The following is a 25,318-nucleotide window of genomic DNA, read 5'->3' on the forward strand; positions in this document are numbered from 1 at the left end:
GAGCCACGCGGCTTGCAAAGCGCTGCGGATCGACCGACACAGCAGCGATGTTGCGCACCTTCGGACCCGATTGCGACGGGAGCATTCTCGACCCGAGCCTTGGCGGTATTCCGCCGGGCGCGACGTGGATCGACCTTGAAGAACCGACTCGCGAAGAAGAGAAGGTCGTCGAGCAAGCGATCGGTCAAAATGTCCCGACCGAGGCGGAAATGGCCGAAATCGAGCCTTCGAGCCGGCTGTTCGAGCGCAACGGCGCGCTGTTCATGACGCTAAGTGCGCTGCGCGGGGTGGTTGAAGGCCGGCCTACGACGACGCCAATCGGCTTCGTGCTGACCGGCGAGCGACTGGTCACGGTCCGCTACGCGACGCCCAAGCCGCTCCTCGCCTTTGCCGACCATGTCCGCCGCGAGCCCGAGCTGGCGCGCGATGCCACCACCGTGCTGGTGCGGCTGCTCGACGCGATCATCGATCGCCTGGCGGACGAGCTCGAGGCTCTGGGCAGCGAGATCGAATTGATCTCCAACCAGATCTTCCACAAGGAGGCGGATTCGCGGCGGATTCCGGCGGCCAGGCTAACCGCTCTGCTGACGCGGATTGGCCGCGCTCAGACGTTGCTGGCGAAGATCCGCTATTCGGCGGTCAGCACCAACCGGCTGTTGAGCTTTTTGTCAGGATCAAGCCGGTTGCATGACGAGGCAAATGCCGCGTCGCGCAACCATCTCTCCAGCATGAGCACCGATGTCAGCTCGCTGATCGACCATTCGAGCTTCCTCGGCGACAATTTGACATTCCTGCTCGACGCGTCGCTTGGCCTGATCAGTGTCGAGCAGAATGCGGCGATGAAGCTGTTTTCCTGGGCGGCGCTGGTGTTCCTGCCGCCGACGCTCGTGGCTGGCATTTACGGCATGAATTTCGACTACATGCCCGAATTGAAATGGCTGCACGGCTACACCTGGGCGCTGGCGTTGATGCTGGGGAGCGCAGTGCTTCCCTTATTGTATTTCCGTCGGCGAGGCTGGATCTAGCTGGCGGCTATTCCTGAAGCATCAACGGGACGGCATCAGCTGGGGAAACCGCGATGGCATCGACCGCATCGGCTGCATCGACCTTGGGCGGCAAGCCGCGACGACGGGCCAGCGCCGCATACGCAAGCGCGAGATGGCCGGCGACTTCAACACCTTCGTCATCGGTGCGGCAAGGGGCGGAACGCACCTCGGCAGCGCGGCGGCGGAAATATTCGCGGTCGTGGGCCATGGCGGATTTAGTAGCGCGAAATGATGCCATTTAGGAGTCGCCATCAGTCGTCCGGGCGCAACGCTTGTTCCATTGGGCGCAACCGGAATGGCCTACGGGCCGTTCAGCGCTGACAATGACTGACACTCGATCAAAAATTAAGGAAAAAAGCGCCTTTGAGCGGCTCGGTTGCCAGATATCGACGGTGGTGTCGGACATTGCCGCCAACCCGCTCGCCCAGGTCGGGGTCATCGCCGTCTGCGGGCTGTGGTTCGCGCTCGGCTTCAACACCAACGTCCTGACCGCGGTGCTGTCGATCCTCGCCATCACTTTGACCCAGATGGTGCTCAACCGGCAGAATGAGCGTGAAGCCGACGACCGTCGGCGCGACGTTGCGATGCATGCAAAGATCGACGAGCTGGTGATTGCCATGAAAGGCGCGCGCAACGAGATGGTCGGGATCGAGGAGCTCGACGAAGAGGAAATCGAGCAGCTGAAGGAAGACGCCAAGCAAGCAATTGACGATGCCGGACCCGAAGGTGGCGATGCCGAAGACCGCGACGCCGCCAAGCGCGCGATCGATGAAGTCGGTGAACAGCCGACCTAGCTTGGCCATGGCGATGCGCGCGGGGGCTTGCTAAAGGCGCTGGCAGACGGGCTGCCGCCCACCCCAGCATCAAGGACGCCGAATGATCCCGACCGGCCAGGATAGTCTCAACACCCGTTCCACGCTGACCGTCGGATCGAAGGATTACGCGTATTATTCGCTGCCCAAAGCGGCCGCGGCGCTGGGCGATATTGCCCGCCTGCCCTTTTCGATGAAGGTCCTGCTCGAAAACCTCCTGCGCTTCGAGGACGGCATCACCGTCACCCGCGACGATCTCCAGGCGATGGTCGACTGGCAGCAAGAGCGGCGGATCGCCCGCGAGATCCAGTACCGGCCGGCGCGAGTGCTGATGCAGGATTTCACCGGCGTCCCGGCGGTGGTCGACCTCGCCGCGATGCGCGACGCGATGAAAAGCCTTGGCGGCGACGCGCAGAAGATCAACCCGCTGGTGCCGGTGCATCTGGTTATCGACCATAGCGTCATGGTCGACGAATTCGGCACCCCGCAATCGTTCGGCCGCAACGTCGAGCTCGAATATGCCCGCAACGGCGAGCGCTATGAATTCTTGAAGTGGGGCGCGACCGCGTTCGACAATTTCCAGGTCGTCCCGCCGGGCACCGGCATCTGCCACCAGGTCAATCTGGAATATGTCGCGCAATGCGTGTGGACGTCCGACGACCAGTCGGGCGCGACGCTGGCTTATCCCGACACGTTGGTCGGCACCGACAGCCACACGACCATGGTCAATGGCCTCGGCGTGCTCGGCTGGGGCGTCGGCGGGATCGAGGCCGAAGCGGCGATGCTCGGCCAGCCGGTCAGCATGTTGATCCCCGAAGTGGTCGGCTTTCGTTTGGCGGGAGAACTCAAGGAAGGGATCACCGCCACCGATCTGGTGCTGACGGTCACGCAAATGCTGCGCGCCAAGGGCGTCGTCGGACGGTTCGTGGAATTTTATGGCCCAGGTCTCGGCTCATTGAGCCTCGCCGATCGCGCAACCATCGCCAACATGGCCCCGGAATATGGCGCGACTTGCGGCTTCTTCCCGATCGACGAGCGGACGCTCGAATATCTCGAGCTGACCGGGCGCGACGCGGAGCGGATCGCGCTGGTGCGCGCTTATTGCCAGGCGCAGGGCCTGTGGCGCGACGAGGCGTCGCTCGAGCCGGTGTTCACCGACACGCTCGACCTCGACATGACCAGCATCGAGCCATCGCTGGCGGGGCCGCGGCGGCCGCAGGACCGGGTGCTGCTGGGCGACGTCGACGACCAGTTCAACGCCGAACTCGAAAGTACATACAAGAAGCACAATGATCACCGCGTCGCGGTCGAGGGCGAAGCTTATGATCTGGGCAACGGCGACGTCGTCATCGCCGCCATCACCAGCTGTACCAACACATCGAACCCGTCGGTGCTGGTCGCCGCCGGCTTGGTCGCGCGCAAGGCTCGGGCCAAGGGGCTGACCAGCAAACCGTGGGTCAAGACCAGCCTCGCGCCGGGCAGCAAGGTGGTCAGCGATTATCTCGATGCGAGCGGGCTGAGCGAGGATTTGAACGCCTTGGGATTCGACCTCGTCGGTTATGGCTGCACCACCTGCATCGGCAATTCGGGACCGCTTGCCGAGCCGATTTCGAAGGCCATCGCCGACCATGATTTGGTCGCCGTCAGCGTGCTGTCGGGCAACCGCAATTTCGAGGGCCGGGTGTCGCCCGACTGCCGCGCCAATTATCTCGCCTCGCCGCCGCTGGTGGTCGCTTATGCGTTGAAGGGCACGGTGCGGTCCGACCTCGCCGGCGAGCCGATCGGCATCGCCACCAATGGCGAGCCGGTGTTCCTGAAAGACATCTGGCCGACCAACGCCGAAGTGCGCAGCCTCATCGACCAGCACCTCCATTCGAGCATGTTCAAGTCGCGCTATGGCGACGTCTATACCGGCGACGATCGCTGGCGCGGAATCGAGGTCAGCGGCGGCGAAACCTATGGCTGGCCGGCGCAATCGACCTACATCCAGAACCCACCTTACTTCACCGGCATGACCATGACGGCGGTGCCGCCGGGCGATATCGCCAACGCCCGCGCCCTCGCTGTGTTCGGCGATTCGATCACCACCGACCACATTTCGCCGGCCGGAGCGATCAAGCTCGACAGCCCGGCGGGCAAATATCTCATCGAGCAAGGCGTCCCGCGGGCCGAGTTCAACAGCTATGGCGCGCGGCGCGGCAACCATCAGGTGATGATGCGCGGCACCTTCGCCAACATCCGCATCAAGAATCGCATGCTCGACAATGTTGAAGGCGGCTTCACCCGCTACGTCGGGGCGGGTGGGGACAAAAGCGCCGAGACGCTCCCAATCTACGACGCGGCGATGCGCTACATCGCCGACGGCACCCCGCTCGTCGTCATCGCCGGCAAGGAATATGGCACCGGCAGCTCGCGCGACTGGGCGGCCAAGGGGACATTGCTGCTGGGCGTGCGGGCGGTGATCACCGAGAGCTTCGAGCGCATCCACCGCTCGAACCTGGTCGGCATGGGCGTGCTGCCGCTGCAATTCCACGACGGCGAGACGGCTGCCAGCCTCGGCCTCGACGGCAGCGAGACGTTCAGCATCACCGGCGTCGGCGCGATCGAGCCACGCCAGGACGTCGAAGTGATGGTCACCGAGGCCGACGGGTCCACCCGCAGCTTCACCGCGCGGTGCCGCATCGACACCTATAATGAGCTCGAATATTTTCACGCCGGCGGCATCCTGCAATATGTGCTGCGACGGCTGGCCGCCTGATGGCCGAGCTGGTCGCGGCCTGTCACTGCGGGCGGGCAACGATCCGGCTGCCGCGCGCGCCCGATTACGTCAATCACTGCAATTGCAGCCTGTGCACCGCGAGTGGTTTCCAGGGCGTCTACTTCGCCTCCGACGAGCTCGCGATCGATGGTGAGTTCGACAGCTATGTGCGGAGCGACCTCAAGCAAACCTATTTGCAAATCCTGCGGTGCAAGACCTGTGGCACGCCGACCCATTGGGAGCCGCTGACGCCCCCGCCCCATGAGCGCATGGGCATCAATGCGCGGCTGATCGATCCGGCGCTGCTCGACGGGATTGAGGTGCGCGAGGTCGACGGCGCGAGCTGGGACGAATGAGCCTCGTCGAGCTCGCGGTTGAAACCGCTGGCTGGGTCGGTGCAACCCTGATCTTGCTTGCTTATCTGTTGCTGTCGATGGGCCGGGTGACTGGCCAATCGCCGCTCTATCAGGGGATGAATATCGTCGGGGCGGCGGGGTTCATCGTCAACGGCTGGTGGCACGGTGCGCTGCCGTCGGCGGTATTGAATGTGATCTGGATGTTGATCGGGGGAGTGGCATTATGGCGCATATGGGCAAGGAAAGGCTCGTCGACCTCAGCCATGTGATCGAAGAGGGCATGACGACCTACAAGGGCCTGCCCGGCCCGCATATTTGCGATTTCTGGGAGCGTGAGGCGTCGGCCGCCAATTACGACGACGGGTCGAGCTTCCAGATCGGCCGGATCGACATGGTCGCCAACACCGGCACCTATCTCGACAGCCCGTTCCACCGTTACGCCGAGGGCCAGGATTTGAGCGAACTGGCGCTCGAATCGCTTGCCAATTTGGCCGGAATTGTCGTCCGCCAGCCGTTTGAAGCCAGCCTGGCCGTCGATGCCGAGGCGTTCGCCGGGCTCGAGGTTCGCGGCAAGGCGGTGCTGGTCGCGACCGGCTGGGACCGCCACTGGCGCACCGACGCCTATCTGGCCAATAGCCCGTTCCTGACGGCGGCGGCGGCTGAGTGGCTGGTCGCGAACGGCGCTGCTTTGGTTGGCATCGACAGCCACAATATCGACGATACCAATGTTCGCGCCCGACCGGTCCACACCATCCTGCTTGGCGCGGGAATTCCGATTTGCGAGCATATGACCCAATTGGGGGCGCTGCCCGACAGCGGCTTTCGCTTCGCCGCGGTGCCGCCCAAGGTCAAGGGAATGGGCACCTTTCCGGTGCGGGCCTATGCGGTGATTGACGCCTGAAGCCAGGCCGGGATGATCGCGCCATCGAGGTCGTCGGCGCGGCGATGTTCGACGGCGAGGCCGAGCTCAGGATAAGCGATGCGGGTGCGCGGGCCGGTTTGCGTGGTCTCGACCACGAGCAGGCGGCGGTTGACCTTGGCGCGCCAGTTCATCCTCGCGGTGTTCTCCTGGCCGACGAAGCAGCCCTTGGCGAAACTGACGCCATTCAATTCGGCCGCATTGCATTCGAGCCACAGGATGTCGCCAAGCTCGGCGCGGCCTTCGCAAACGCCGAGGCGGAGGCGATACTCGCGCCAACCCGCGGCAGGCTCCGACGGCGGACCGAGCCAGCGCTTGCCGAGCGCGGGAAGCCGCGGGTCGTCGGCGCCGTCGGGCGACCAATGGACCGCGAGCGAGGGATCGCGCTCAATCGTGATCGCGCGGCGCAGGCGGTAGATTGCCAGGCGTTTGATGAGATCGTCGGCGGCGTCGGCTTCGCAATCGAGGAGCAGGTCCTCGCCATCCGCCCAGACGAGGAAGTCGAACAGGCATTTGCCCTGCGGCGTCAGCAGGCCGGCCCAGACCGGGAGGTCACCCGCGACATCGCTGGTAACCAGCCCCTGGAGGAATTCGCGGACGCCTTCGCCAGACAGGCGGAGGACGGCGCGGTCGGCAAGGGTGGTCGGGCGCATGGCCTTCAGTTAGGGAGCCGGCGTGGCAATGCAAACGCTGACCATCCGCCGGCCCGACGATTGGCACGTGCATTTGCGCGATGGCGCGATGCTGAAGGTGGTGGCGCCTTATACGGCGCGGCAATTCGCGCGGGCGATCGTGATGCCCAATCTCGACCCGCCAGTGACCAGCGTCAAAACGGCGCAGGCGTATCGAGAGCGGATCGTCGCGGCGACGGGCGACGGCTTCACGCCGCTGATGACCTGCTATCTGACCGATGCCGCTAACCCGGACGAGATTGCGCGGGGGTTCGAGCAGAACGTGTGGATCGCGGCCAAGCTCTACCCAGCGGGCGCGACCACTAACAGCGCCAGCGGCGTGACCGACATTCGCCTCATCCACCCTACTCTCGCGCGCATGGAGCGGATCGGGATGGTGCTGTCCGTCCACGGCGAAGTGACGGACCCAGAGGTGGACGTGTTCGACCGCGAGGCGGTGTTCATCGACCGCGTGCTGGCGCCGCTGACCCGCGAGTTCCCCGCGCTGAAGATCGTCTTCGAGCATATCACGACCCAAGACGCGGCCGACTTCGTGCGCGACAGCGGGCCGAATGTGGCGGCGACGATCACGCCGCAGCATCTCCACCTCAACCGCAACGCCTTGTTCGCCGGCGGCTTGCGACCGCACGCTTATTGCCTGCCGGTGGCCAAGCGCGAGCAGCACCGTATCGCCGTGCGCCAGGTGGCAACCTCGGGTTCGGCCAAATTCTTCCTCGGCACCGACAGCGCCCCGCACAGCCGCGAAGCCAAGGAGTCGAGCTGCGGTTGCGCCGGCATTTTCAACGCCCCGTTCGCGCTCGAAAGCTATGCCACGGTGTTCGAGGAGGAGGGCGCGCTCGAGCATTTCGAAGCGTTCGCGTCGGAGCATGGCGCACGCTTCTATGGGCTGCCGCTAAACGAGGGAACGGTCACGCTGGCGCGCGCGGCGTCACAAGTACCGACGGAGATCGACGGCATCGTCCCGTTCCACGCCGGCGAGACCCTGGGCTGGCGGATGGTTGCGGACGAAGGCGTTTGAGCGCATTCTCTACCTCTCTATCGGGGAGACGGGCGATGCGGAAAATATCGATGATCGCGAGCGGCTTGTTGGTCTTGGCGAGCACAACGATGGCGGCCAGCGCTGATTATTACATGACATTCAAGGCGGTCGGCCTCGACCCCGGCGGGCCGATGTACATCAAGGCGCGCAGCAGCGGCGATCTGGACGGTGATGGCCTGGCCGACGACGTCGTAATCCGCATGGAATGCACCGCCGGGGTGATGCACACCGCGCAATATCAACTTACCGGCCCGCGCGACATCGCCACCGGCCAGGCGAGCGGCAGGCGGATGCACAAGCCGTTCACGATTGTGAAGGAATGGGGCGCGGCGACACCGCAATTGATGGCGATGAAGGCCAGCTACGACATCAAGAAAATGGAAGGCACGGGCGCCCGCGCCAAGACCATGGCGGAGGACAGCTGGCACCCCATCGCTCTGGCCAATTCGGAGGAATTATGCGCTGCTGCCGCGGCTGCCAAGGCGACCAAGACCCGGTCGAATATCCAGAATAATTAATCAGTCGCAGTCGGCATTGCAGTCTGCTGCGCCGCTGCCGCTGGTGCCGATAATGCCGCTGAAATGGCTTTCGATCGCGGCGTAACATTCGCACGCCCGCCGTTCGAGACCGCCGCGGTCGACCACCTGGATCATGCCCCGGCGGCTGGCGATCAGGCCTTCATCCTGCAGCGTCCGGGCCACCGCATTGACGGTGGTCCGCTGCGCCCCGAGCAATCCCGCCAGCGCTTCCTGCGTCAGCTCGATGCGGCTGCCGGCGCGATCCTGGGCGGTCAGCAGCCAGCGCGCCGCCCGCGCCTCGATCGAGTGAAAGGCATTGCAGGCGACCGATTGCATGACTTGCGACAGCAGATAATCCGAAAAGCGGCAGAACAGGTTGCGGATATGGCCGGAGCCCGCCTTCACTTGCTCGAGCATCGGCATCGGAATGCGCAGTGCCGGGCCCGGCACCATGACTTCGGCCTGGGCGAAGGCGGGGGCGTGGCCGCAGCTGACGATGCCGCCAACCGCGCCTTCGTGGCCGATCGACGCGACTTCGATGGTCCGGCCATCGCTGAGTTCGATCCGGAGCGATACCATCGTCGGTCCGAACGGAAAATAGCTGTTGATGACGCTGTCGCCGCTGCCGTGGACGACCGAGCCGAGCTCAAAATCGACGACGGACGAAAAGGGCTCGAGCAAGGCGCGGGTTTCGGGTGAAAAGGTCGCCAATAACCGATTGCGCGCAAACGCCTCGTCGGTCCGCTCCAAATCGTCCGTTGCTGTCAGGGTCATGCGGCACAAAAGTCTCGCATCAGTGATTGTTCCCGATCCGTAACAGGATGGGGGAGTTACGCCGGTGCCGCCGCGACCGTATGTCGGGTGCCGACCAGCAGGCAATCGGCGACGAGGCGCAGCGGCGCGACATCGACGTGGCTGCGGCCCGCGTCGATCAGCTCGACAAATTCGCGGTAGATGTCGGGATATTCTCCCGGACCTGGCGCCGCTTGTTCCTGCCCGTCGATGAGCAAGCGCGAGCCGCCGTTTTCGAGCCGGACCTCAAGCCCGTCGGCGGTGCGAACCGCGATGGTCCATTCCTCACCGTCGCCGCGGCGCCAGTCGAGGCTGCAGTGCAACGGCCCGTCGGCGGCAGGGCTGGCGAAATCAACCTCGGCGGCGATGGGCGTCTGCGCGCCCTCGGGGAAAGAGAGATTGGCCTTGCCGACCAGCAAGGCGCCGGGGAAAATCCGGGTGGCGATCGAGAAAGCGTTGATGCCGGGGTCGAACACGCCGAACCCGCCGGCCTCCCAGATCCAGCGCTGACCCGGGTGCCATTTGCGCACATCCTCGTGCCAGACGATGTCCATCGCGGCGATGCGCTTGCCGGCGAGCGCGGCGGCGGCGGCGGTGACCGCGGGGTTGTGCTGCGCGTGCCACGAGGTGAACAGCGTCACTTTGCGGGCGGCGGCGAGGGCCGCGAGGTCCTCAATCTCGCCGAGCGTGCCGGTCGGTGGCTTCTCCAGCAGGCAGTGCATTCCAGCCTCGATGCAAGCGTGGGCGATGGCGTAGCGCGGGCCGGGCGGCGTGGTGATGGCGACGGCCTCCAGCCTCTGCGTCTGGTTGAGCAGATCCTGCCAGTTGGTGAAGGCCGGTGACGGACCCGCGCCCGACCGGCTCGACGTCGCGACCAGCTCGAAGCGCTCATTGGCCGCGATCGCCGGCAAATGCTGATCCGCGGCGATCTTGCCGAAACCGATGATGGCGATCTTGAGCGGGGGCATCAGCAACCGAGCCCGGCGACGAAGGCGCGGGCTTTTTCGGCCGTAACCGCCGGCGATTGGCCGGGACTGTACAGGCCGGAGCCAAGCCCGCAGCCGTCCGCTCCGGCCTCCAGCCAAGGCAGCATATTGTCGGCCCGAATGCCGCCGACGACGACCAGCGGGATGTGTCGCGGCAGGACGGCCCGCTGCGCCTTGATGACGGCGGGTGTGGCGGCTTCCGCCGGGAACAGCTTGAGCGTGTGAGCACCGGCGTGAATCGCGGTGAAGGCCTCGGACGGCGTGAAAAAGCCGGGGCTGGAAATCAGGCCCGCCGCGACGCTGGCGTGGATGATGGTCGCATCGGTGTTGGGCGAAACGATCAGGCGCCCGCCGGCCGCTTTCACTTCGGCGACCTGGCCGACCTCCAGCACGGTGCCGGCGCCGACCAGCGCCCGATCGCCAAGACTGTCGGCCAGCCGCTGGATGCTTTTGAACGGATCGGGCGAATTCAACGGCACTTCGATGATGCGGATGCCGGCGTCGAAGATCGCGGCGCCAATCGCCTCGGCCTCATCAGGGGTGACACCGCGCAGGATGCCGATCAGCGGGCAGGCGTCGAGATATTGGCGGAAATCTTCGGTCGGGGTCATGCGATGCGCTCCGCGATGTGTTGGATACCGGCGAGGAAGCATTGCTCGCCGTCGAGCTCGACCGGGTCATGGCCGGCAACTGTCAGGGCGGCAGCGTAGAGGCGGGTCAGTTCGGGCCGGCCCAAGACAAACACCCGCGCGGCCAGCGTCGATGGCAGACCGATGCGAACGTCGCCGCCGATCAGCAGGCCGCTGGTGTAGGAGGCAGCATCCTCGCGCCGGGCCTGGCCGAGCAGCACCCGGGCGCGGACCGAGAACAGGTTGGCCTGAAGATCGTCGCAGGCGAGCCCGTGGCGAACGCCAGCGTCGAAGGCGTCGCCAGGCGCGACCGGCGAGCCGAGCAAATCCGACAATATACTATGGTCCTTGAGCAGGCTGAACAGCTCGCCGGTCATCACGGTGCGGAAAGACACGATGCGCCCGCCCGCGATGTCGACCCACTTGTTGTGCGTTCCGGGATGGCAGACCCGGCCATCCGCCGGGATCGTGCCCGCCGACGCCGCACCGAGTACTTGCACCTCTTCGCCGCGCATGACGTCGGCGCGCTGATCGTCGCGAACGCCGGGGATAATCCCCGTCCGGTCGTCAGCCCAGGCGAGGCCCTGGGCGAGTTCGTCGAGGCCAGCCGGGCAGGCGACATAAGGCACTTCGATCCAGCCGCGGTTGGAGCCGATCATCCCGGCCAGCAGCATCGGCCCGTCGCCAAGGCGAGCGCGAATCTCGGCCACGGCGGCGGGAAAGGCGCCGGCCGGGACCGACAATACGCCGCGCGCATCTTCGAACTCGTCGACGCAGCGGCCCTGACCATCGAGCCGATAGGCGCGGCGGTTGGTCGTGCCCCAATCGACGGCAATGAAACCTTCTGGCCAGCGCATGCGTCGGTTCATTGGACCTAAATTCCCGTCAGCGCGACTTGGGTCCCAAGCTTTTCTTTTGTGGCGGCAAGGCTATCGCAACGACAATGCAGGCAAGTACGAACGTCCAGTGCGTCGCCGACGTCCACGCTTTGCTTGGCGAAGGGCCGGTGTGGGTCGCCAGGGAAGCCGCGCTCTACTGGGTCGACATCAAGGGCCGGAAGATCTTCCGTCGGGATGAGCGTGGCCAGGTCGAGCAATGGGAGACGCCGTTTCGCGTTGGATCGCTGGTCCCGCGCGCCGGCGGCGGCTTCATCGCCGGCACCGACCACGGGATTGGCATCGTCGACCTGGCCTCGGGGCGGTTCGAGATCGTCGACAATCCCGAGACCGCTCTGCCCGACAATCGGTTCAACGACGGCAAGGTCGACCGCCACGGCCGCTTCTGGGCGGGTAGCATGGACGACACCGAAAAGGTCGCCGCCGGGTCCCTGTATCGGGTCGATCCCGACCTCAGCATCGCCCGCATCGACGAGGGCTACCGGGTCACCAACGGCCCCGCCTTCAGCCCGGTTGGCGATGTCATGTACCACAATGATTCCGCCCGGAAGGTCACCTACGCCTTTGATCTCGGCGGCGACGGCGCGGCGACCAATCGTCGAGTCTTTGCCACTTATGGCGCCGACGAGGGTTATCCCGATGGAATGACCGTCGATGCCGAAGCCTGCCTGTGGATTGCCTTTTGGGACGGCGGTTGCGTGCGGCGCTATTCACCGGCGGGGGAGTGCCTCGCCACCATCCAGGTTCCGGTGACGCGTCCGACCAGCTGCGCCTTTGGCGGACCCGACCTCGACCGGCTGTACATCACGTCGGCTAGGATCGGTCTCGACGCAACGGCGCGCGCGGTGCAACCACTGGCCGGATGTTTGTTTATGACTTTGCCGGGGGTTGCGGGCTTGCCCGAATTGCCCTTTGCCGGCTGACGCGGCTGCCGGGCAACGGGTCAAGGCTGGGCAGCGGCGCGAGGAGATTGAACCATCGCCAATTTCATGTTCGCGACCGGGATCGAGAACAGCATCCCGACAATCAACAACGGCAAGACGCGGATCGACCAGATGGAGTCGGCCGGCCACTACGAGCGGTGGCGTGAAGACTTCGATTGCGTGCAGGAGGTTGGGATCAATTTCTTGCGCTATGGCCCGCCGCTGCATCGCACCTATTTGGGCCCCAACACATATGACTGGGCGTTCGCCGACGCCACCTTCGCCGATTTAAGACGGCGGGAGATCACGCCGATCGTCGACTTGTGCCACTTCGGCGTGCCCGACTGGATCGGCAATTTCCAGAACCCCGATTTTCCGCAACTGTTTGCGACTTACTGCGGCGCGTTCGCCGAGCGCTTCCCATGGGTGCAGCTCTACACGCCGATCAACGAGATGTTCATCTGCGCGGTGTTCTCGGCCAAATACGGCTGGTGGAACGAGCAGAAGCAGGACGATCGCTCATTCGTCACCGCGATCAAGCACATCGTCAAAGCCAATGTCTTGGCCATGATCGAGATTTTGAAGCATCGCCACGACGCGATCTTCATCCAGAGTGAATCGTCCGAATATTATCACGCCGACAGCCCGGGCGCGATCGGCCGCGCCGAAGTTTTGAACCAGATGCGGTTCCTGTCACTGGACCTCAATTACGGCCGCCGGCTCGACAGCGGGATGTACGAATTCCTGACCGACAACGGCATGACCCGCGAGGAATATCACTGGTTCCTCGAACATCGGCTCAAACAGCACTGCATTCTCGGCACGGATTATTACATGCTCAACGAGCATCGCGTGTTCGCCGATGGCCACACGGTCGCGGCTGGTGAAGTGTTCGGTTATTGCGAGATCACGCGCCAATATTATAATCGCTATCGCCTGCCGGTGATGCACACCGAAACCAATGTGTGGGAAGGTCCGCACGGCGACGAGGCGGTTAAGTGGTTGTGGAAAGAATGGGCCAATGTGCTGCGGCTGCGCAACGTTGGCATCCCGACCGTCGGCTTCACCTGGTACAGCCTGATCGACCAGATTGACTGGGACACCGCGCTGCGCGAGCAGAACGGCAATATTAATCCGCTCGGGCTGTTCGACACCAACCGCAAGATCCGCAATGTCGGCAAGGCTTACAAGCAATTGATCGCCGACTGGCGCAACGTACTGCCGGCGCAGAGCGTGTGCCTGATCGTGCCGATCAAGAAATTGAGCGAGCACGACGAGCACGACGCCGCCGGCCGCGATATCGACCAAACCACGATGACCGGTGATTGACATGAAAATCGGCCGCATCGAGACCTTCACCGTCCCGCCCCGCTGGCTGTTCGTGCGCGTCGAGAGCGATGACGGCGCGGTCGGCTGGGGCGAGGCCAGCCTCGAGGGCCATGCTGAGGCGGTCGACGGCGCCTTTGAGGCCTTGCGCGACCGCTTCATCGGCCATGATCCGCGGCGGATCGAGGACATTTGGCAAGTTGCCTATCGCGGCGGCTTCTATCGCGGCGGACCGGTGCTGATGTCGGCGCTCGCCGGGTTGGAACAGGCGCTGTGGGATTTGAAGGGCAAGGCGCTGGGGCTGCCGGCGTGGGAGATGCTCGGCGGCCGCGTCCGCGACACCATCCGCGCTTATGCGTGGATCGGCGGCGACCGGCCGCACGAGATCGCCGAAGCGGCCAAGGGTCGGCGCGACCAGGGCTTCTCGGCGGTGAAGATGAACGCCACCGCCGAACTCGACTGGATCGGCACGCCGAAGCTGTTCGACGAGGTCGTCAAGCGGGTCGAGGCGGCACAAGACGCCGGGATGGACGTCGGGCTCGACTTCCACGGCCGGGTGCACCGGCCGATGGCCAAGCAATTGGCCAAGGTGCTCGAGCCGCTGGGCCTGTTGTTCATCGAGGAGCCTTTGCTGTCCGACAATCCCGAAGGGCTGCGGCAGATTGCCGACCTGGTCAGCACGCCGATCGCGCTCGGCGAGCGCCTGTATTCGCGCTGGGACTTCAAGCCGTTCTTCGAGGCGGGCGTGGTCGACATTATCCAGCCCGATTTGAGCCACGCCGGCGGCATCCTCGAATGCCGCAAGATCGCGGCAATGGCCGAAGCCTATGACGTCGCGGTGGCGCCGCATTGCCCGCTGGGGCCGCTGGCGCTGGCGTCGTGCCTGCAACTTGCCGCCTGCACGCCCAATGTCGCGATCCAGGAGATCAGCCTGGGCATCCACTACAACACTGGCGGGCACGATCTTTTGAACTTCGTCGTCGACAAGGATGTGCTGACCCCGGTCGACGGCTATCTGCCAATCCCCGAGAAGCCGGGACTCGGCATCACCATCGACGAGGCCGCGGTGCGCGCGGCGGACAAGGACCGCCACCGCTGGCGCAACCCGGTGTGGCGGCTGCCCGACGGCAGCTTCGCCGAATGGTAAGGGTTAGCCCCTCATTCCCATCGGCCGTTCTTTCCAAATGCTCCGCTCCGCAGCAGGGCGCTGCCCGACGCGGTCATACCAGGCCTTGAGATTGCCGCAGCCGTCGGGGATTGGCTGCCCCGCCACGCAGAGCTGATCAATGTAGCAATAAAGGCAGATATCGGCGACCGTGAACCTGTCGCCGGCGAGCCACTCGCCATCGATGAGCCCATCAATCCAGCACATCGCGTCGCGTGCTCGATCCTTCAGGCCCTCGGCCGCGTCGGGAAGGCAGCGCGTCCTCGTTCGGAATAGCTCCAGCCCTTCGGCGAAGTAGAAGCCCTGGACCATCGGCAGGCAGATGTTGAGCTCAGCTCGTCGCCACCACATTCGTGTGACCGCTCGCTCTTCGGGGGTGCGCCCGATCAAAGCCGGCTCCGGCTTCAACTCCTCGAAATATTCACAGATCGCCGGGACCTCCGCGACGATCGTTCCGTCGCTCAGCTCCATGGCGGGCGTCTGGCCGGCCGGGTTCAGGTCCAGGAATGGCGGCTCACGGTTCTCAGCAGCAAGTATGTCAAGTTCCCGCCGCTCGACATCGATTCCCTTCTCGAGCAGAAAGAAACGCAGCGTCCGCGGGTTCATTCCAAAGCTATCGAAAACCCGGACAAGTTCGGGAGCGGCGTTTTCAGTGCGCGTCGGACCCGGCTCAATCGTCGTCGCCATCGGATTGTCTCCTCTACATCCAGCGCCCGCACGGAAGACTAACCGGTCACGCCGAAGAGATCGCGGTCGTCCAACCGCCTGCGAGTCGCCGTCGCGAGATTACCACTGACGGCGGTTCAATGGCACTTAAAGCGGTCGAACGGTTCCAGGCAGGCCTTGCAGCGCCATTGCGCCTTGCACGGAGTTGAACCGAAGCGGCTGATCTCTTCTGTATCGGACGAACCGCATTGCGGGCAGGTCGCGGTTTTGGTCAGTTCCGGCGGCGCGATGCCATAGGTCTGCAAGGCCGCCTTGCCCCGGTCGGTGATCCAGTCGGTGGTCCACGGCGGCGCCAGCGCGGTTTCGATTTTCACGTTCCGGAAGCCGGCCGCGTCGAGCGCTTCGCGGATCGTGCGTTCGATCACCTCGGTCGCCGGGCAGCCGGAGTACGTCGGGGTGATGCAAACGCGGTCGTCGGTAATGTCGCGAATAATGCCGAGATCGACCACCGAAACGACCGGAATCTCCGGGTCCATGACGGTTTCCAGCACCGCCAGGATGGTGGGGATGTTCACACCCGCTCCAGCGCCAGCGCGATCCCCTGCCCGACACCGATGCACATGGTGGCGAGCGCATAGCGGCCGCGGCTCCGTTGCAGTTCCTCGGTCGCGGTCAGCGCGAGGCGGGCGCCGGACATGCCCAAGGGATGGCCGAGCGCGATTGCACCACCGTTGGGATTGACGTTCTCAGTGTCGTCGGGGAGCCCGAGTTTGCGCAACACGGCCAGCGCCTGGGCGGCGAACGCCTCGTTCAATTCGATCACATCGAGGTCGCCGATCGCCAGTCCGAGCCGCTTGAGCAGTTTCTCCGATGCGGGCGCCGGGCCGATGCCCATGATCCGCGGCGGCACGCCGGCAACCGCGGCGCCGAGGATACGCGCGCGGGGAGTCAGGCCGTGGCGTTTCGCCGCTTCCTCGCTGGCGATGATCAGCGCGGCGGCGCCGTCGTTGATGCCCGATGAACTACCGGCGGTGACAGTGCCGTCCTGGCGCACGATCGGTTTCAACTTGGCCAGCGCTTCGAGGGTTGTGGCGCGCGGATGCTCGTCGCGGTCGACGATGATTGGGTCGCCCTTGCGCTGCGGGATTTCGACGGCGACGATCTCGGCGGCGAGGCGGCCGCTGTCCTGCGCCGCGGCGGTGCGTTGCTGGCTGCGCAGCGCGAGCGCGTCCTGGTCATCGCGACTGATCTTATACTCGTCAGCGACATTCTCGGCGGTCGAGGGCATGGTGTCGTCGCCGTAGGCTTCGCGCATCTTGGGATTGACGAAGCGCCAGCCCATGGTGGTGTCGTAGATTTCGGCGTGGCGGTCGAAGGCATGGCTCGCCTTGGGCAGAACGAACGGCGCGCGGCTCATGCTTTCCGAACCGCCGGCGATGACCAGATCGGCGTCGCCGCCACGGATGGCGCGCGCCGCCATCGCCACCGCGTCCAGGCCCGAGCCGCACAGGCGGTTCAAGGTCACGCCGCCCGAACTGTCCGGCAGCCCGGCGAGCAGGCCCGCCATGCGCGCCAAATTGCGATTGTCCTCGCCGGCCTGGTTGGCGCAACCGAGGATGACGTCGTCGAGCTGGCCCCAATCGACATTGGGATTGCGGTCGATCAGCGCCCGGATCGGGATTGCGGCAAGGTCGTCGGCGCGGATGTGCGCCAGCGCCCCGCCGTAGCGACCGATCGGCGTTCGGATGGCGTCGCAAATATAGGCTTCGGTCATCCCGGTTAGATGACCCCTCGCCGCATTTGATCAAGCTCGATGCTCTCAAACAGCGCCTTGAAATTGCCTTCGCCGAAGCCTTCGTTGCCCTTGCGCTGGATGATTTCGAAGAAGATCGGGCCGATGACGTTCTGGGTGAAGATCTGCAGCAAGAGGCCCTGCCCTTCGGTCGGGGCGCCGTCCATCAAGATACCGCGCGACTTGAGCTCGGGGATCGACTCTTCATGGCCGTGGATGCGTTCGGGCAGCATCTCATAATAGGTTTCGGGCGTGTCCTGGAACGGAATGCCGCGTTCCCGCAGAGTGTCGACGGCGGCGTAAATGTCGTCGCTGCCGAGCGCGATGTGCTGGATGCCCTCGCCCTTATATTCGCGCAGGAACTCCTCGATCTGGCTCTTGTCGTCCTGGCTCTCGTTCAAGGGAATGCGAATCTTGCCGCACGGGCTGGTCATCGCTTTGGAAAACAGGCCGGTGACTTTCCCCTCGATGTCGAAATAGCGGATTTCGCGAAAGCCAAAGAGCTTTTCGTAAAATTCGGCCCAGTGCGACATCCGTCCGCGATTCACATTGTGGGTGAGGTGGTCGATGTAGGTCAAATGCGAGGCGTGGCTGGCCTCGCGCTCGCGCCAGTCGGGGAAGAATTCGAAGTCGACGTCGTAGATGCTGCCGTTGTCGCCGTAGCGGTCGACTAGATAGAGCAATGACCCGCCGATGCCTTCGATCGCCGGAATTTCCAGCTCGCCGTCGGCGACATCATTTTGAATGTCGACGGCGCCGAGGGTCATGGCGCGGTCGTGCGCGGCCTTGGCATCCTTGACCCGGAACGCCATGGCGCAGGCGCACGGGCCGTGAATGGCGGCGAAATCCTCGGCGAAGCTGCCCGGTTCGGCATTAATGATGAAATTGCAGTCGCCCTGTCGGTGGAGGGTGACGTTCTTGCGCCGGTGATGAGCGACCGCGGGGAAGCCCATTTTGGTGAACAGGTCGCGCAGCAGCTCCGGGTCAGGGGCGGCATATTCGACGAACTCGAACCCGTCGGTGCCCATCGGGTTCTCAAGGCCCAGGGGGCTTTTTTCGGCGACCGCGGTGGCCATGGCCAATTCTCCTCTTTTCGGGCTTTTCCCTGCGCTTGGGAGCCGCGCTTTGCAAGATTGGGCGAGCGGTCCATAGCGGCACGATGACCGAACCGACCCCTACCGGCTGGACATTGGACGCGAGCGGCAAGGCGCTGGTCCGCAGCGTCAAGTTCAAGGATTTCAGCGAGGCATTCGCGTTCCTGACCCGGGTCGCGCTGCACGCCGAGACAGTCGATCACCACCCCGAATTCACCAGCGTCTGGAACCGCGTCGATTTCCGGCTCACCAGCCACGACGCGGGCGGGATCACCGAGCGCGACGTGAAACTAGCCGAGGCGATCAACCAACTCGCCAAGCAGTGAAGGTCAGACGCGCGCTTGCGTCTGGTCGAAGCGCCTGTATGGATTTGTGCGCCGGGCGCTGAGTAGTTCCGGTCAGTTGGCGTACCGCTTGGGGGAGCAGTGCATGGGTGAGGCGTGGCGCGCGGGGAAGCCCGCCAGATGATCTTCAATTCCCTGACCTTCCTGGTTTTTTTCGCGATTGTGCTGGCGTTGCACAACGCGCCATTTTCGTGGCGCCAAAAGAAGATCAACCTGCTGCTCGCCAGCTATATCTTCTACGCCGCGTGGAACCCGCCGTTCGTCATCCTGCTGTGGATTTCAACCGTGGTCGACTGGTGGGCGGCACAGTCGATGGTCCGCGCCAAATCGGAGCGAACGCGCCGGGCGTGGATGATCACGTCGGTAGTCGTTAATCTCGGCATGCTCGGCTATTTCAAATACGGCGGATTTTTGCTTCAAAACTTCGTCGAACTCGTCGGCTCGCTGGGCATTATCTACCAGCCGCCGAAGTGGGATATCGTCCTGCCGGTCGGGATCAGTTTCTACACTTTCGCCACCCTGTCCTACACGCTCGACGTCTATCTGCGGCGGTCGAAACCGGCCGGCAGCTTCCTCAACTACGCTTTGTTCGTGACCTTCTTTCCGCACCTGGTGGCGGGGCCGATCATGCGCCCGACCGAACTCGTCCCGCAATTCGAGCAGCCGCGTCGCGCGACCGCCCACCAGATCTATTTCGGGCTCGCGTTGGTCACGCTCGGGCTGTTCCAGAAAGTGGTGCTGGCCGACGGCTTCCTCGGGCCGGTGGTGGAAAAGGTCTACGACGCGCACAAGGGCGTGCCGTTGGCGCTCGACGCGTGGGTTGCGACCTTGGCCTTCAGCGGCCAGATATTCTGCGACTTCGCTGGCTATTCGACGACCGCGATCGGGGTCGCGATGTGCCTGGGCTTCGCCATGCCCGACAATTTCCGCTTCCCTTATGCGGCGATCGGTTTCTCGGATTTCTGGCGGCGCTGGCACATCACGCTGTCGAGCTGGCTGCGCGACTATCTCTACATCCCGCTCGGCGGCAACCGCCATGGCGTGGCGCGAACCTACGCCGCGCTGATGGGGACGATGCTGCTTGGCGGGCTGTGGCACGGCGCCAACTGGACGTTCGTGGTGTGGGGCGGACTGCACGGACTCTATCTGTCGACCGAGCGCTGGCTCAAGACCCGCTTCGCCGGCTTCGAGCCGGGCCGCTTTTGCCTGGTAATGATCGGCGCGCTGACCTTTGTCCTGATCAACATCACCTGGGTGTTCTTTCGGGCGCATGATTTCACCGGCGCGGCGACGGTGCTGCGCTCGATGGCCGGGCTCCAGGTCAAGCCGATCGGCATGATCGGCGCGCTGCCGATGGCCTATGCGCTGGCAATCGTCACGGGAATCGTCGGCACCCACTGGGCGATGCGCGACAAGACGCTCGAAATCGCGATCGAGCGGACGCCGGCGTGGGCGGTGGGGACGGCGTGGGCGGCAATGGCGGTGGCGGTAGTCGCGGAACAGGGGACGGGCAGTGCCTTCATCTACTTCCAGTTCTAAGTCGCCGGGCAAGTCGAAGCCGACGGGCGTCCTCGCCCGCGAAGGGGCGTTGCCGGCCGGCCTGCGCCTGACCGCGTCCGACCGCCCAGGACAGGCGCAACCGGTGCCGACTCGCGACATTCCCAAGCAGCCGTGGGGCCGGCTGGCGCTGACCGCCGTCGTCGCGTTGTTCGTCGGCCTGTCCGCGCTCGAATGGAATGCGCGGCGGATCGGCCTCCACGCCGGCGACCTCGACAACAGCGAGGTCGACTGGGCCAACGAGCGCATGCGCTCGGCCGGCGCAGCGGCGGCGATCGTCGGCGATTCTCGAATCTTGTTCGACACCGACCTCGACCGTTTCGAGCGGCTGACCGGAGTGCGGCCGATCCAGTTGGCGATCCACGGCACCAGCGCGCTGACCCTGCTCGAAGACGTCGCATCCAACCCCAAGTTCACCGGTTTGTTGATCGTCGGCCTGTCCGACACGATGTTCTTCCAGCCGTTCGACGGCTACGGCGGCTACATCCACAAGCGCACCCAGTATGAATCGCCAGCCAAACGGGCCTCGGCCGTGCTCGATCACGCCCTCCAGCGCCGGCTCGCCTATCTCGACAGCAATCATCGCCTCAGCGTGGTCGCGGCGCGGCTCGACCCCGGCTTTCGCCACGGCGTCGACGGGCCCTACGACGATGTCTGGAAAGTCCAGGAAGTCGGCGAACATCGCGCCACTCATATGTGGCCGAAGGTGGTTACCGATCCGCGAGTTCGGGCTCACGCGCGCTTCGCATGGAAAGGATTCAAGGAAGAGTTTCCCTACACGCCCCAGCTGATCGCCAAGGGCCAGGCGCGCGCTGTCACCGCGGTCGCAACGATCCGCGCCCGCGGAGGCGATGTGGTGTTCATTCGCCCGCCGTCGGATATTCACCTACGCGTCAACGAGGAAGCGCAAGTGCCCAAGGCCAAGGGCTGGACTATGCTGCTGCGCAATACCCACGCGATCGGCATTCACAACGACGATTTGCCGCCGGCCGTGCACCATTTGATCATGCCCGAATGGTCGCATTTGAGCCGCGCCTGCGCGACCGTGTTCACCGACGCCTATGTCCGCCGGCTGGCCGCGCTGACGCCGCGGCTCAGGTTGCGGGCTGACGCGCCGCCGCCGCTGACTCGCGACGACTGTGTACCGCCGGGACAGCATTGAAGGATCGAACGCGGGACATTTGGCGTTCAGGCGGCACATCGCATAAAGAAGACATGATGCCCTGCACGCCCGCCCCGATTGCCAACCTCCGCGTTCCGGCGCGCGGCTATTATTATCCCGACGAGGTTGGGACCGGCTGACGCACGCGCGACAGACACCCACCTCGACCCGCCTAGCCTCCGCTCGGCGGGTTTTTTAATGTGCCCGAAAGGACGAAAGATGCTGCACAGAGCCCTGGCCACCACAGACCACCCCCGAGGCTGGCGCGATTATGTCGTTCCCCAATGCTGGGACGCGTTCACGCCCGAAAACCATGCGGTGTGGGACTTGCTGTTCGCCCGGCAGGTCGAACTGCTCGGCTCGCGGGTGGTGACGCCATTTCTCGACGGTATCGACCTGCTGCGCCTGTCCCACCCGGGCGTGCCCGACCTCGACGAACTCAATGCTATCCTCGAGCCGCGCACGGGGTGGCGGACCGTGGCTGTGACCGGGCTGGTGCCGGACGACATCTTCTTCGCCATGCTTGGCGAGCGCGTGTTTCCAGTCGGCAATTTCATCAGAGCGCGCGAACAACTCGATTATCTTGAGGAGCCGGATTGCTTCCACGATTTGTTCGGCCACATCCCGATGCTGGCGGACGATGATTTCGCCAAAATGGTCGAGCATGTCGGGCGTTTGGGCGGAGCGGCCATCGCCGCCGGGCATGGCGAGTTGGTCGCCCGCATCTATTGGCACAGCGTCGAGTTCGGCCTCGCTCGCGAGGGCGGCGAGCTCAAGATCCTCGGCGCTGGCCTGGCATCGAGCTTCGGCGAGGCGCACTTCAGCCTCGAAAGCGACGCGGTCGAGCGGCTGCCGTTTTCAGTGCCCCGCGCGGTCCGCACCGCCTACCGCAACGATGTCTTCCAGCCGCTGTATTTGGTGTCGGACTCGGTTGAATCGACGGTCGAAGAGATCCTCGGCACCCGCGCCGATGACCTGCTGGCGATTGAGTGAGCGGGCGCGGCCTGTATAGCTCGCCGACGATGGCCGATAAGCCGATCACCAGCGAATACCGGACCGGGTCCGACCAGCGCACGCTGCGCGATGCGCTCGGCTGCTTTGCCACCGGGGTTACGGTCGTCACCTGCTTCGATGCCGATGGCTGCCCGTTCGGGATTACCGCCAACAGCTTCACGTCCGTGTCGCTCGATCCGCCGCTGCTGCTGGTCAACGTCCACAAACTTGCGGCGAGCGCCCCGGCGCTGACCGAGGCCAGCCATTTTGCCGTTAATGTGCTGCAGACCGGCCAGCAGCCAGCCTCGATTCGTTTTTCGACCCGCGACGAGGACCGGTTCGGCCCCAACGACTGGTCACCAGGCGAATATGGCGCGCCGGTGCTCGGCGATTCGCTGAGCGTGTTCGAGTGCGAGCGCCACGCGGTCCACGACGGCGGCGACCATCACATGCTGGTCGGGCATGTGCTCAAAGCGAGCTTCGACCCGTCGCTCGATCCGTTGCTGTATTTCCGCGGCAGTTATCGCCGGCTGCACTTCGACTAGGCGATCAGTCGACGATCAGTTCTTCCGGGTGGCTGGTGAACTGGCGGACGATCACGACCAGCACGATGCCGATCAGCAGCCCGACGATCGCGGCCGCAATCGCATTGGCGAGCCAATCCATGATCGGCTTCAATGGCCCGAACTGATGCGCGATCGTGGTGGACAATTCCTCGACCGCGTGGGGGAAGCTCTCCAGTCCGAGGTCTTCGATACCGTGGAGAAGGATTCCGCCGCCCACCCACAGCATTGCCGCGGTCCCAACGGCGGACAATGTTGTCAACAATTTGGGCACGCCCTCAACCAGCCCGCGGCCGATCGCCCGAGTCACTGCGGCGCGGCGTTGGGCGAGGTGGAGGCCAATATCGTCGAGCTTCACGATGATCGCCACCACGCCATAGACGCCGACAGTGATGGCGATGGCGACCAGCACCAGCGCCCCGGCCTGCATAGCGATGCTCAAGGATTCGATGCTGGCCAGCGCGATGGCCATGATCTCGGCCGACAAGATGAAATCAGTCTGGATGGCGCCCGAGACCTGGCGCGCCTCGAGTTCCGCCAGCGTGTCGGCTTCGAATAATTCTTCCTCGGCATGATGGTCGCCGGTGAGGACTTCGACGATTTTCTCGGTCGCCTCGAACGCGAGATAGGAGCCGCCGATCATGAGCAACGGCGTGATCGCCCACGGCGCGAACGCCGCCAACAGCAGGGCCACAGGCAGGATGATGAGCAATTTGTTTTTAAGGCTGCCCAGCGTGATCTTGGCGATAATCGGCAGCTCGCGATCGGGCGACAGGCCGGTCACATAACGCGGCGTAACCGCGGTGTCGTCGATCACCACGCCAACCGCCTTGGTCCCGGCCTTGCCGGCGGCACCGGCGACATCGTCAATCGAGGCGGCCGCAACCTTGGCGATCGCGGCGACGTCGTCGAGCAGGGCGATGAGTCCGGACGGCATGGACTGCGCCTTGGCGAAAGTCACGGCGCCCGGCAATGCCTTGGCACACGCTTGCCCTTGGCGCCGCTTTATCGCACTGCCGCAACCATGCTGGGCATGGATTTCATCAAGGCCAACCGCGAGGCGGTCGAACGCGCGATCCGCGACAAGGGCGTGGAGCTCGATCTCGATGCACTGCTCGCAGTTGAGACCGAGGTGCGCGGGCTGAAGACCACAATCGAGGGCCTCCGGGCGGAGCGCAACGCGATCAGTGCGCAATTCCAGAGCGCGACAGCCGAAGAAAAAGCCGAACTGGGCGCCAAAGCCAAGCAGGCGGGCGCGGACGCCGGTGAACTGGAGACCAGGCTCGACGAGCAGGAGACGGGGCTGAAGGCCATGATGCTCCGACTGCCGGGAATTCCATGGGAAGGAGCGCCGATCGGGCCGGACGAAAGCGCCAACACCGTCATCCGTACCGAAGGACAGCCGCCCAAATTCGGGTTCGAGCCGCTCGACCATGTCGCGCTTATCGAACAGAATGATTGGGCCGAGCTGTCACGGATCACCCAGGTGTCGGGGTCGCGCATGTACTGCTTGAAAGGGCGCCTGGCGCTGCTCGAAGCGAAGCTGATGGCCTGGGCGCTGGAAACCATCGCCGGGGCGGGCTTCACGCCGATCACCGTGCCGGCGCTGGCCCGCGAGCAGGCGTTCCTCAACCAGGGGCAGTTCCCCGGCCACCGCGACGAGACCTACGAGCTGGGCAATGACGATCTGTGGCTGGCCGGGACCGCCGAGGTCGCGCTGACGTCGCTCCATTCAGGCGAGATTCTCGACGCCGACAAGCTACCGATCCTCTATGCCGGGTCCTCGCCGTGCTTCCGGCGCGAGGCGGGCAGCGCCGGCAAGGACGTGCGCGGGCTGTTGCGCGTCCACCAGTTCGTCAAGGTCGAACAATATGTCATCTGCGAAGCCGACGAAGCGCTGTCGGCCGAATGGCACGCGAAGCTGCTCGCCCTTGCTGAGAGCCTGCTGGCGGCACTCGAAATCCCCTATCAAGTAGTCGAAACCTCGACCGGCGACATGGGGCTGGGCAAGTTTCGCATGAACGACATCGAGAGCTGGGTGCCAAGCCTGGGCAAGTATCGCGAGACCCACAGCTGCTCGACGCTGCACGACTGGCAAGCGCGGCGGGCCAACCTTCGCTACCGAGGGTCCGACGGCAAGGTGCGGTTTGCGCACACGCTCAACAATACCGCGCTGGCGTCCCCGCGGATCCTCGTGCCGTTGCTCGAGAATCACCAGACCGAGGACGGCCGCGTGCGATTGCCCAAGGCGCTGCAGGAATTGATGGGGAGCGAGTTCCTTTGATTACCC

General features: G+C 64.6%; 28 protein-coding genes. 17 read left to right on the forward strand and 11 right to left on the reverse strand.

Translation table 11 applies throughout. The features are described 5' to 3' along the window. Positions 1 to 47 precede the first annotated feature (47 nt). On the forward strand, positions 48 to 1,025 hold the full coding sequence (locus RMO25_RS01650; RefSeq protein ID WP_309660861.1) for a magnesium transporter CorA family protein: 978 nt from the start codon (positions 48 to 50) through the stop codon (positions 1,023 to 1,025). Between the two features lie 7 nt (positions 1,026 to 1,032). On the opposite strand, the gene RMO25_RS01655 is transcribed toward RMO25_RS01650, so the two are convergent. After that, complete coding sequence (locus tag RMO25_RS01655; RefSeq protein WP_309660862.1) at positions 1,033 to 1,284, reverse strand: hypothetical protein; 252 nt, start codon at positions 1,282 to 1,284, stop codon at positions 1,033 to 1,035. A gap of 85 nt (positions 1,285 to 1,369) precedes the next feature. On the opposite strand from RMO25_RS01655, the gene RMO25_RS01660 reads away from it, so the two are divergent. The 5 genes from RMO25_RS01660 to RMO25_RS01680 all read left to right on the forward strand — a co-directional run bounded on the left by RMO25_RS01660 (position 1,370) and on the right by RMO25_RS01680 (position 5,873). Beyond that, a complete protein-coding gene (locus tag RMO25_RS01660) occupies positions 1,370 to 1,840 on the forward strand; it encodes a low affinity iron permease family protein (RefSeq protein WP_309660863.1) in 471 nt (156 codons plus the stop codon). An 82-nt stretch (positions 1,841 to 1,922) separates the two neighbouring features. Beyond that, entirely contained in the window at positions 1,923 to 4,616 is a 2,694-nt protein-coding gene (gene acnA, locus RMO25_RS01665) for an aconitate hydratase AcnA (protein WP_309660864.1), read from the forward strand. Next, on the forward strand, positions 4,616 to 4,972 hold the full coding sequence (locus tag RMO25_RS01670) for a GFA family protein (RefSeq protein ID WP_309660865.1): 357 nt from the start codon (positions 4,616 to 4,618) through the stop codon (positions 4,970 to 4,972). The genes acnA and RMO25_RS01670 overlap by 1 nt, the downstream gene beginning before the upstream one ends. Further along, positions 4,969 to 5,241 (forward strand): hypothetical protein, encoded by a 273-nt coding sequence (locus RMO25_RS01675; protein ID WP_309660866.1) that lies wholly within the window; start codon positions 4,969 to 4,971, stop codon positions 5,239 to 5,241. Before RMO25_RS01670 ends, RMO25_RS01675 begins: the two co-directional genes overlap by 4 nt. After that, complete coding sequence (locus RMO25_RS01680; protein ID WP_309660867.1) at positions 5,196 to 5,873, forward strand: cyclase family protein; 678 nt, start codon at positions 5,196 to 5,198, stop codon at positions 5,871 to 5,873. Before RMO25_RS01675 ends, RMO25_RS01680 begins: the two co-directional genes overlap by 46 nt. On the opposite strand, the gene RMO25_RS01685 is transcribed toward RMO25_RS01680, so the two are convergent. Further along, complete coding sequence (locus RMO25_RS01685) at positions 5,852 to 6,544, reverse strand: folate-binding protein (protein ID WP_309660868.1); 693 nt, start codon at positions 6,542 to 6,544, stop codon at positions 5,852 to 5,854. The two genes, RMO25_RS01680 and RMO25_RS01685, sit on opposite strands and share 22 nt — an antisense overlap. Before the next feature lie 28 nt (positions 6,545 to 6,572). Between RMO25_RS01685 and pyrC the strand changes: the two genes are divergently transcribed. Further along, positions 6,573 to 7,601, forward strand: coding sequence for a dihydroorotase (gene pyrC / locus RMO25_RS01690; protein ID WP_309660897.1), 1,029 nt, complete (start codon positions 6,573 to 6,575; stop codon positions 7,599 to 7,601). A 35-nt stretch (positions 7,602 to 7,636) separates the two neighbouring features. Further along, a complete protein-coding gene (locus RMO25_RS01695) occupies positions 7,637 to 8,140 on the forward strand; it encodes a type VI secretion system tube protein Hcp (RefSeq protein WP_309660869.1) in 504 nt (167 codons plus the stop codon). Here RMO25_RS01695 and RMO25_RS01700 read toward each other — a convergent pair whose 3' ends face one another. From RMO25_RS01700 to RMO25_RS01715, 4 genes are read right to left on the reverse strand one after another with little or no spacing between them, the layout of a single operon-like run. Beyond that, positions 8,141 to 8,914 (reverse strand): Crp/Fnr family transcriptional regulator, encoded by a 774-nt coding sequence (locus RMO25_RS01700; protein ID WP_309660870.1) that lies wholly within the window; start codon positions 8,912 to 8,914, stop codon positions 8,141 to 8,143. A gap of 56 nt (positions 8,915 to 8,970) precedes the next feature. Then, on the reverse strand, positions 8,971 to 9,900 hold the full coding sequence (locus RMO25_RS01705; RefSeq protein WP_309660871.1) for a Gfo/Idh/MocA family oxidoreductase: 930 nt from the start codon (positions 9,898 to 9,900) through the stop codon (positions 8,971 to 8,973). After that, positions 9,900 to 10,529, reverse strand: a complete 630-nt coding sequence (locus tag RMO25_RS01710; protein ID WP_309660872.1) for a 2-dehydro-3-deoxy-6-phosphogalactonate aldolase — start codon at positions 10,527 to 10,529, stop codon at positions 9,900 to 9,902. Before RMO25_RS01710 ends, RMO25_RS01705 begins: the two co-directional genes overlap by 1 nt. Continuing rightward, positions 10,526 to 11,404, reverse strand: a complete 879-nt coding sequence (locus RMO25_RS01715; protein ID WP_309660873.1) for a 2-dehydro-3-deoxygalactonokinase — start codon at positions 11,402 to 11,404, stop codon at positions 10,526 to 10,528. The genes RMO25_RS01710 and RMO25_RS01715 overlap by 4 nt, the downstream gene beginning before the upstream one ends. 86 nt (positions 11,405 to 11,490) lie before the next feature. On the opposite strand from RMO25_RS01715, the gene RMO25_RS01720 reads away from it, so the two are divergent. The 3 genes from RMO25_RS01720 to dgoD all read left to right on the forward strand — a co-directional run bounded on the left by RMO25_RS01720 (position 11,491) and on the right by dgoD (position 14,839). After that, on the forward strand, positions 11,491 to 12,366 hold the full coding sequence (locus RMO25_RS01720) for an SMP-30/gluconolactonase/LRE family protein (protein ID WP_309660874.1): 876 nt from the start codon (positions 11,491 to 11,493) through the stop codon (positions 12,364 to 12,366). A gap of 66 nt (positions 12,367 to 12,432) precedes the next feature. Then, positions 12,433 to 13,695 (forward strand): family 1 glycosylhydrolase, encoded by a 1,263-nt coding sequence (locus tag RMO25_RS01725; RefSeq protein ID WP_309660875.1) that lies wholly within the window; start codon positions 12,433 to 12,435, stop codon positions 13,693 to 13,695. A gap of 1 nt (position 13,696) precedes the next feature. Further along, a complete protein-coding gene (gene dgoD / locus RMO25_RS01730; RefSeq protein WP_309660898.1) occupies positions 13,697 to 14,839 on the forward strand; it encodes a galactonate dehydratase in 1,143 nt (380 codons plus the stop codon). Between the two features lie 3 nt (positions 14,840 to 14,842). On the opposite strand, the gene RMO25_RS01735 is transcribed toward dgoD, so the two are convergent. The 4 genes from RMO25_RS01735 to hppD all read right to left on the reverse strand — a co-directional run bounded on the left by RMO25_RS01735 (position 14,843) and on the right by hppD (position 18,391). Next, positions 14,843 to 15,544, reverse strand: a complete 702-nt coding sequence (locus RMO25_RS01735; protein WP_309660876.1) for a glutathione S-transferase family protein — start codon at positions 15,542 to 15,544, stop codon at positions 14,843 to 14,845. Between the two features lie 116 nt (positions 15,545 to 15,660). Continuing rightward, on the reverse strand, positions 15,661 to 16,098 hold the full coding sequence (paaD, locus tag RMO25_RS01740; protein WP_309660877.1) for a 1,2-phenylacetyl-CoA epoxidase subunit PaaD: 438 nt from the start codon (positions 16,096 to 16,098) through the stop codon (positions 15,661 to 15,663). Next, the gene (gene pcaF, locus RMO25_RS01745; RefSeq protein WP_309660878.1) at positions 16,095 to 17,297 is read right to left on the reverse strand and encodes a 3-oxoadipyl-CoA thiolase; all 1,203 of its coding nucleotides are present in this window, start codon (positions 17,295 to 17,297) and stop codon (positions 16,095 to 16,097) included. Before pcaF ends, paaD begins: the two co-directional genes overlap by 4 nt. 5 nt (positions 17,298 to 17,302) lie before the next feature. Further along, entirely contained in the window at positions 17,303 to 18,391 is a 1,089-nt protein-coding gene (gene hppD, locus RMO25_RS01750; protein ID WP_309660879.1) for a 4-hydroxyphenylpyruvate dioxygenase, read from the reverse strand. A gap of 83 nt (positions 18,392 to 18,474) precedes the next feature. On the opposite strand from hppD, the gene RMO25_RS01755 reads away from it, so the two are divergent. The 5 genes from RMO25_RS01755 (at position 18,475) to RMO25_RS01775 (ending at position 23,010) form a co-directional block, all read left to right on the forward strand. Continuing rightward, the gene (locus RMO25_RS01755; protein WP_309660880.1) at positions 18,475 to 18,735 is read left to right on the forward strand and encodes a 4a-hydroxytetrahydrobiopterin dehydratase; all 261 of its coding nucleotides are present in this window, start codon (positions 18,475 to 18,477) and stop codon (positions 18,733 to 18,735) included. Positions 18,736 to 18,873: 138 nt separating this feature from the next. Continuing rightward, on the forward strand, positions 18,874 to 20,292 hold the full coding sequence (locus tag RMO25_RS01760; RefSeq protein ID WP_309660881.1) for an MBOAT family protein: 1,419 nt from the start codon (positions 18,874 to 18,876) through the stop codon (positions 20,290 to 20,292). Beyond that, positions 20,267 to 21,472 (forward strand): hypothetical protein, encoded by a 1,206-nt coding sequence (locus RMO25_RS01765; protein ID WP_309660882.1) that lies wholly within the window; start codon positions 20,267 to 20,269, stop codon positions 21,470 to 21,472. The genes RMO25_RS01760 and RMO25_RS01765 overlap by 26 nt, the downstream gene beginning before the upstream one ends. Before the next feature lie 219 nt (positions 21,473 to 21,691). Next, a complete protein-coding gene (locus RMO25_RS01770; protein ID WP_309660883.1) occupies positions 21,692 to 22,465 on the forward strand; it encodes a phenylalanine 4-monooxygenase in 774 nt (257 codons plus the stop codon). A 29-nt stretch (positions 22,466 to 22,494) separates the two neighbouring features. Next, positions 22,495 to 23,010, forward strand: coding sequence for a flavin reductase family protein (locus RMO25_RS01775; protein WP_309660884.1), 516 nt, complete (start codon positions 22,495 to 22,497; stop codon positions 23,008 to 23,010). Positions 23,011 to 23,014: 4 nt separating this feature from the next. Here RMO25_RS01775 and RMO25_RS01780 read toward each other — a convergent pair whose 3' ends face one another. Then, on the reverse strand, positions 23,015 to 23,965 hold the full coding sequence (locus tag RMO25_RS01780; RefSeq protein ID WP_309660885.1) for a DUF808 domain-containing protein: 951 nt from the start codon (positions 23,963 to 23,965) through the stop codon (positions 23,015 to 23,017). A gap of 87 nt (positions 23,966 to 24,052) precedes the next feature. On the opposite strand from RMO25_RS01780, the gene serS reads away from it, so the two are divergent. Continuing rightward, complete coding sequence (gene serS, locus RMO25_RS01785) at positions 24,053 to 25,312, forward strand: serine--tRNA ligase (RefSeq protein ID WP_309660886.1); 1,260 nt, start codon at positions 24,053 to 24,055, stop codon at positions 25,310 to 25,312. Positions 25,313 to 25,318: the final 6 nt, after the last annotated feature.

The organism is Sphingomonas sp. (assembly GCF_031361285.1).
Taxonomy (GTDB): domain Bacteria; phylum Pseudomonadota; class Alphaproteobacteria; order Sphingomonadales; family Sphingomonadaceae; genus Sphingomicrobium.

Bases quoted from the DNA above. Each gene is read 5' to 3' on its own strand.
- RMO25_RS01650 (WP_309660861.1), top strand. From the start codon at position 48: ATGTTGCGCACCTTCGGACCCGATTGCGACGGGAGCATTCTCGACCCG.
- RMO25_RS01655 (WP_309660862.1), bottom strand. From the start codon at position 1,284: ATGGCATCATTTCGCGCTACTAAATCCGCCATGGCCCACGACCGCGAA.
- RMO25_RS01660 (WP_309660863.1), top strand. From the start codon at position 1,370: ATGACTGACACTCGATCAAAAATTAAGGAAAAAAGCGCCTTTGAGCGG.
- acnA (WP_309660864.1), top strand. From the start codon at position 1,923: ATGATCCCGACCGGCCAGGATAGTCTCAACACCCGTTCCACGCTGACC.
- RMO25_RS01670 (WP_309660865.1), top strand. From the start codon at position 4,616: ATGGCCGAGCTGGTCGCGGCCTGTCACTGCGGGCGGGCAACGATCCGG.
- RMO25_RS01675 (WP_309660866.1), top strand. From the start codon at position 4,969: ATGAGCCTCGTCGAGCTCGCGGTTGAAACCGCTGGCTGGGTCGGTGCA.
- RMO25_RS01680 (WP_309660867.1), top strand. From the start codon at position 5,196: ATGGCGCATATGGGCAAGGAAAGGCTCGTCGACCTCAGCCATGTGATC.
- RMO25_RS01685 (WP_309660868.1), bottom strand. From the start codon at position 6,544: ATGCGCCCGACCACCCTTGCCGACCGCGCCGTCCTCCGCCTGTCTGGC.
- pyrC (WP_309660897.1), top strand. From the start codon at position 6,573: ATGCAAACGCTGACCATCCGCCGGCCCGACGATTGGCACGTGCATTTG.
- RMO25_RS01695 (WP_309660869.1), top strand. From the start codon at position 7,637: ATGCGGAAAATATCGATGATCGCGAGCGGCTTGTTGGTCTTGGCGAGC.
- RMO25_RS01700 (WP_309660870.1), bottom strand. From the start codon at position 8,914: ATGACCCTGACAGCAACGGACGATTTGGAGCGGACCGACGAGGCGTTT.
- RMO25_RS01705 (WP_309660871.1), bottom strand. From the start codon at position 9,900: ATGCCCCCGCTCAAGATCGCCATCATCGGTTTCGGCAAGATCGCCGCG.
- RMO25_RS01710 (WP_309660872.1), bottom strand. From the start codon at position 10,529: ATGACCCCGACCGAAGATTTCCGCCAATATCTCGACGCCTGCCCGCTG.
- RMO25_RS01715 (WP_309660873.1), bottom strand. From the start codon at position 11,404: ATGCGCTGGCCAGAAGGTTTCATTGCCGTCGATTGGGGCACGACCAAC.
- RMO25_RS01720 (WP_309660874.1), top strand. From the start codon at position 11,491: ATGCAGGCAAGTACGAACGTCCAGTGCGTCGCCGACGTCCACGCTTTG.
- RMO25_RS01725 (WP_309660875.1), top strand. From the start codon at position 12,433: ATGTTCGCGACCGGGATCGAGAACAGCATCCCGACAATCAACAACGGC.
- dgoD (WP_309660898.1), top strand. From the start codon at position 13,697: ATGAAAATCGGCCGCATCGAGACCTTCACCGTCCCGCCCCGCTGGCTG.
- RMO25_RS01735 (WP_309660876.1), bottom strand. From the start codon at position 15,544: ATGGCGACGACGATTGAGCCGGGTCCGACGCGCACTGAAAACGCCGCT.
- pcaF (WP_309660878.1), bottom strand. From the start codon at position 17,297: ATGACCGAAGCCTATATTTGCGACGCCATCCGAACGCCGATCGGTCGC.
- hppD (WP_309660879.1), bottom strand. From the start codon at position 18,391: ATGGCCACCGCGGTCGCCGAAAAAAGCCCCCTGGGCCTTGAGAACCCG.
- RMO25_RS01755 (WP_309660880.1), top strand. From the start codon at position 18,475: ATGACCGAACCGACCCCTACCGGCTGGACATTGGACGCGAGCGGCAAG.
- RMO25_RS01760 (WP_309660881.1), top strand. From the start codon at position 18,874: ATGATCTTCAATTCCCTGACCTTCCTGGTTTTTTTCGCGATTGTGCTG.
- RMO25_RS01770 (WP_309660883.1), top strand. From the start codon at position 21,692: ATGCTGCACAGAGCCCTGGCCACCACAGACCACCCCCGAGGCTGGCGC.
- RMO25_RS01775 (WP_309660884.1), top strand. From the start codon at position 22,495: ATGGCCGATAAGCCGATCACCAGCGAATACCGGACCGGGTCCGACCAG.
- RMO25_RS01780 (WP_309660885.1), bottom strand. From the start codon at position 23,965: ATGCCGTCCGGACTCATCGCCCTGCTCGACGACGTCGCCGCGATCGCC.
- serS (WP_309660886.1), top strand. From the start codon at position 24,053: ATGCTGGGCATGGATTTCATCAAGGCCAACCGCGAGGCGGTCGAACGC.